Below are 4606 nucleotides of genomic sequence, written 5' to 3'. Positions count from 1 at the left end.
CGAGTGATCTACGTCAATAGTGATCTACTATCATCAAAACCCGCTTGCAATCTGGCTAATGTTGAGTAAGTTGCGCCAACTGCCATGGAAAATGGCATCCGGGAGGAAAGAATTGAGCGACTCCGGCCGCCAGCGTCAGATCGTCGAACTGCTGCGGGATCGTCCGTTCGCTTCGGTGCGTGAGCTGCAGGAACGGCTTGGCGTTTCGGCCGCGACGGTCAGGCGCGACATCGACCGGATCGACGAGGCCGGCGAAGCACGGAAGGTCTATGGCGGCATCTCGGCACTCGACGGCGCTTCCCAGGCCGGTGTCGCCTACGCCCGGCCCTATGACGAGAACCGCGACCTTGCGGTCGAGGCCAAGCGGCAGATCGCCGCTCTGGCGGCGACCATGGTGCGTGACGGCGACGCCGTTATCGTGCATGGCGGCTCGACCTGCTTCCATCTCGGGGTCAAGCTCGCCGAGCGCAACATCCGCCTCTACACCAACTCGATGCCGCTGGCGGCCTATCTCAGCGACCACGGCCATTGCAGCCTGACGGTTGCCGGCGGTGATCTGCATCGCGAGCCCGGCATCATCCATTCGCTCACCCAGGCCGTGCCTTTCTACGCCTCCAAATTCTTTCTCGGCGCGCAAGGCCTTGGCCAGGAAGGCGTGATGGAATCGCACCCGCTGCTGGTACGCTCGATCGTCGATCTCAGCCTCTGCGCCGACCAGATCGTGGTGCTGGCCGATAGCCGCAAACTGTCGATCCACGCGCGCAATGTCGCGCTGCCGCTTTCGCGCATCGGCACGCTGGTCACCGACGACGGCCTCTCCGACGCAGATGCGCGCATGCTGGAAGACGCCGGCGTCATGGTGCGGATAGCCTCGGGAGCCATCCAGTGAAGGTGGCTGTCCTCGATTTCGGCAAGACCAATTCGAAGCTGTTCGTCTTCGGCCAGGACGGGCGGATCATCGACGAGCGCCGGACACAGCCGAAATGGGTGCGCCAAGACGGCTTCAGCGTGCTCGACGAGGCGGCCCTCCACCATTGGGCGCTCAGCGCCGTTGCCGATGCGGTCGACGGTCATGGAGTGGAAGGGGTGATGGTGTCGGGCCATGGCTGCACCTTTGCCTTGGTCGACGAGGCGGCGCTGACGCGTCCGATCCTCGATTACGAGCAAGAGCCGCCGGCCGAGATTGCCGCGCGGATCGATCGCCGCATTCCTGACTTTTCCGAGACGTTCTCGCCGCGGCTGCCGCTCGGCTTCAACTACGGCCGCCACATGCTGTGGCTGCAGGAGGTCGATCCGGACGCGTTCGCTGCGTCGAAATCGATCCTCGGCTATCCGCAATACTGGAGCTGGCGCCTTGGCGGGCGGGCGGTCTCGGAAGTGTCCTATCTCGGCTGCCATTCGCATCTGTGGGCGCCGCGCCGCCAAGACTTTTCCTCGCTGGTCGACGCGCAGGGCTGGCGTGACCGGATGCCTGCCTTCGAGCGCGCCGGCACTGTTATCGGCGAGCACCGCCTCGGCGCCGCGGCGCGACCGATCGCCATCCACAACGGCGTCCATGACTCGAATGCGGCGCTGCATGCCTATCGCCGGCAGGAGCTTGGCCCGGTCACCGTCGTTTCGACCGGCACCTGGGTCATCGTGCTCAATCCGGACTGCCCGCTCGACGCACTCGACCGGGATCGCGACATGCTGGTCAACGTCGATGTCGGCGGCGGCCCAGTACCGACCATCCGCTTCATGGGCGGGCGCGAATTCGCAACAATCAGCGCCGGCTGGCAAGGCGAGATCGCCGGCCCAGTGGTGCAGCGGGTGATCGATGCCGGCATCATGGCGCTGCCGAGCTTTGCGCCGGGCGGGCCGATGTCGGGGCATTCCGGCCGACTGGTCGGGCGCGCGCCCAATGCCGAGGAACGCGCGGCCGCGGCGCTGCTCTATGTCGCGCTGATGGTCGATCTCTGCCTCGACCTCATCCATTCGAACAACACCGTGATCGTCGATGGCGGGCTGAACACAGGCGGTGTGCTCGCCGGGCTGCTGGCGCAGTTGCGTCCCGGCCAGGCCTTCCTGCAGGGCGCCACGCTGGAGGGCAGCGCCACGGGTGCCGCGGCGCTCGCCTTCGAGAGCGTCGGGCGCGAATTCGCCGCCGAAGTTCCGGAGCCGGTGCGCGCATCGCGTTTCACCGGGTTGGCAGGCTATCGCAGCAATTGGCGCGACGCCACCATGGACCGCGGCGTCGCTGATGCGGCAGTGGGAGGCGCGCGATGAGTGCGATTGCCAGGGCCGAGACCGCGCGCCAGCCGGTGCTGGAGATGCGGCACATCTCCAAGACGTTCGGCACCATCCGTGCCTTGCACGATGTCTCGCTCAGCGTCCACGCCGGCGAGCTGCACGCCTTGATGGGCGAAAACGGCGCCGGCAAGTCGACATTGATGAAAGTGCTTTCAGGCGCCTATCGGCCGGATGCCGGCGGCGAGATCCTGATCGACGGCATGCCGGCCGCGACCGGCGATCCGATCAAGGCGCGCGCCAGCGGCGTCGCGGTGATCTATCAGGAGCTGTCGCTGGCGCCCAATCTGACGGTGGCGCAAAACATCTTCCTCGGCAACGAGCCGCGACGCTTCGGTATCGTCGACCGCGACCAGTGCACCCGGCGCGCCAGGGAGATCGTCGCGCGTCTGGGCGTCTCCTTTTCGGCCCGCGACATGGTCTCCAGCCTGTCGCTCGGCGAGCGCCAATTGGTCGAGATCGCCCGCGCGCTGTCGACCAATGCGCGCATCATCGTCATGGACGAGCCGACCACGTCGCTGACCTCGCGCGAGACCGACCGGCTGTTCGAGGTCATCGCGACGCTGAAATCGCAAGGCATCGCCATCATCTACATCAGTCACCGCATGGAAGAGGTCTACCAGCTTGCGGATCGCGTCAGCGTGCTGCGCGACAGCGGTTATGTCGGTACGCTCGAGCGTGCCGACCTCAGCGCCTCGCGCCTGGTGTCGATGATGGTCGGCCGCGATCTGTCGGCTTTCTACAAGAAGGATCATCGGCCGCCGGACGAAAAGCGCGCGGTGGCGCTCTCGGTGCGTGGCATGTCCGACGGCCGTCTCCTGAAAAACTGTTCGTTCGACCTGCACAAGGGCGAGGTGCTGGCGCTGGCGGGTCTGGTCGGCTCCGGCCGTACCGAGCTTGCGCGGCTGATCTTCGGCGCCGACAGGCGCGTGTCAGGCACGCTGGAACTCGACGGCAAAACGATCTCCATCGGCTCGCCGCGCGAGGCGCTCGATGCCGGCATCGCCTATCTGACCGAGGACCGCAAGGAACTTGGCCTGTTCCTCGACATGTCGATTTCCGACAACATCAGCATGGGCGTGCTGGCGCGGGATTCGCGCGCCGGCGGCTTGCGCGACTTCGCGACCGCCGAAAGGCGCGCTTCCAAGGCTGTTGCCGATCTCTCCATCCGCACCAGTTCGGTGCAGGCCAATGCCGGCTCGCTGTCGGGCGGCAACCAGCAGAAGGTGCTGCTCGCCCGCCTGCTCGAAACCGAGCCGAAGGTCGTCATCCTGGACGAGCCGACCCGCGGCGTCGATGTCGGGGCGAAATCGGAAATCTACCGGCTGATCGACAATCTCGCCAAACAGGGCATTGCCATCCTGATGATCTCCAGCGAACTGCCCGAGGTGATCGGCGTCGCCGACCGCGTGCTGGTGATGCGCGACGGTACGATATCGGGCGAGGTGACGGCATCGCAAGGCGAACCGCTAAGCCAGGAGAAAATCATGGAACTTGCAACAGGAGCGGCTCAGCAATGACCGACAAGGCGACCGAGATCAGCGCAGGCGGCCAGGCCACCGGCACAAGCCGACGTTTGCGCACGGCTTTCGCTGCCCTCGGCATGCTGCCGGTGCTGATCCTGCTGGCGGCCGGCTTCCAGTTCCTGAACCCGCGCTTCCTGACCGAGACCAATCTTCTGATCGTCACCCAGCAGTCGTCGATCAACATCGTGTTGGCGGCCGGCATGACCTTCGTCATCTTGACCGGCGGTATCGACCTGTCCGTCGGCGCCATCCTCGCCGCATCGGCGATGGTGGCGGTGATGGTGTCGCTGGTGCCGGACTGGGGTTTGCTCGGCGTGCCGGCGGCCATTCTGGTCGGCCTCGGCTTCGGCCTCATCAACGGGCTGCTCATCGCCTACATCAAGCTGCCGCCCTTCATCGTCACGCTGGGTTCGCTGACCGCGGTGCGCGGTGTCGCCCGCCTGCTCGGCCAGGACACCACGGTGTTCAACTCGGACCTGCCGTTCGATTTCATCGGCAACGGTTCGCTGTTCGGCATTCCGTGGCTGGTCATCATCGCGCTGTCGGTGGTGGTGCTGTCCTGGCTGGTGCTCAAGCGCACCGTGCTCGGCACCTGGATCTATGCCGTCGGCGGCAATGCCGAAGCGGCGCGGCTGACCGGTATCAAGGTGCCGCTGGTGCTGCTCTTCGTCTATGGCGTTTCCGGCCTGCTGGCCGGTCTTGGCGGCGCCATGTCGGCGGCCCGGCTCTACGCAGCCAACGGCTTGCAGCTCGGGCAATCCTACGAACTCGACGCCATTGCTGCGGTCATCCTC

The 4606-nt window shown here is 65.8% G+C and carries 4 protein-coding genes; all 4 read left to right on the top strand.

What is annotated here, in order from left to right:
* Positions 1-112 precede the first annotated feature (112 nt).
* Positions 113-889, top strand: coding sequence for a DeoR/GlpR family DNA-binding transcription regulator (locus EN906_RS23895; RefSeq protein WP_127266683.1), 777 nt, complete (start codon positions 113-115; stop codon positions 887-889).
* Complete coding sequence (locus EN906_RS23890; protein ID WP_127266682.1) at positions 886-2265, top strand: carbohydrate kinase; 1380 nt, start codon at positions 886-888, stop codon at positions 2263-2265. Before EN906_RS23895 ends, EN906_RS23890 begins: the two co-directional genes overlap by 4 nt.
* Complete coding sequence (locus EN906_RS23885) at positions 2262-3806, top strand: sugar ABC transporter ATP-binding protein (protein ID WP_127266681.1); 1545 nt, start codon at positions 2262-2264, stop codon at positions 3804-3806. Before EN906_RS23890 ends, EN906_RS23885 begins: the two co-directional genes overlap by 4 nt.
* Positions 3803-4606 (top strand): ribose ABC transporter permease (locus EN906_RS23880; RefSeq protein ID WP_127375425.1); only part of this gene is annotated, 804 nt, incomplete at its 3' end. The genes EN906_RS23885 and EN906_RS23880, both read left to right, overlap by 4 nt.

It is taken from the genome of Mesorhizobium sp. M7A.F.Ca.CA.004.06.1.1, assembly GCF_003999135.1.
Lineage (GTDB): Bacteria > Pseudomonadota > Alphaproteobacteria > Rhizobiales > Rhizobiaceae > Mesorhizobium.
This window is presented reverse-complemented; position numbering and strand designations above follow the sequence as displayed.

Excerpts from the sequence above, each read along its gene's own strand:
- EN906_RS23885 (WP_127266681.1), top strand. The coding sequence starts at position 2,262 with ATGAGTGCGATTGCCAGGGCCGAGACCGCGCGCCAGCCGGTGCTGGAG.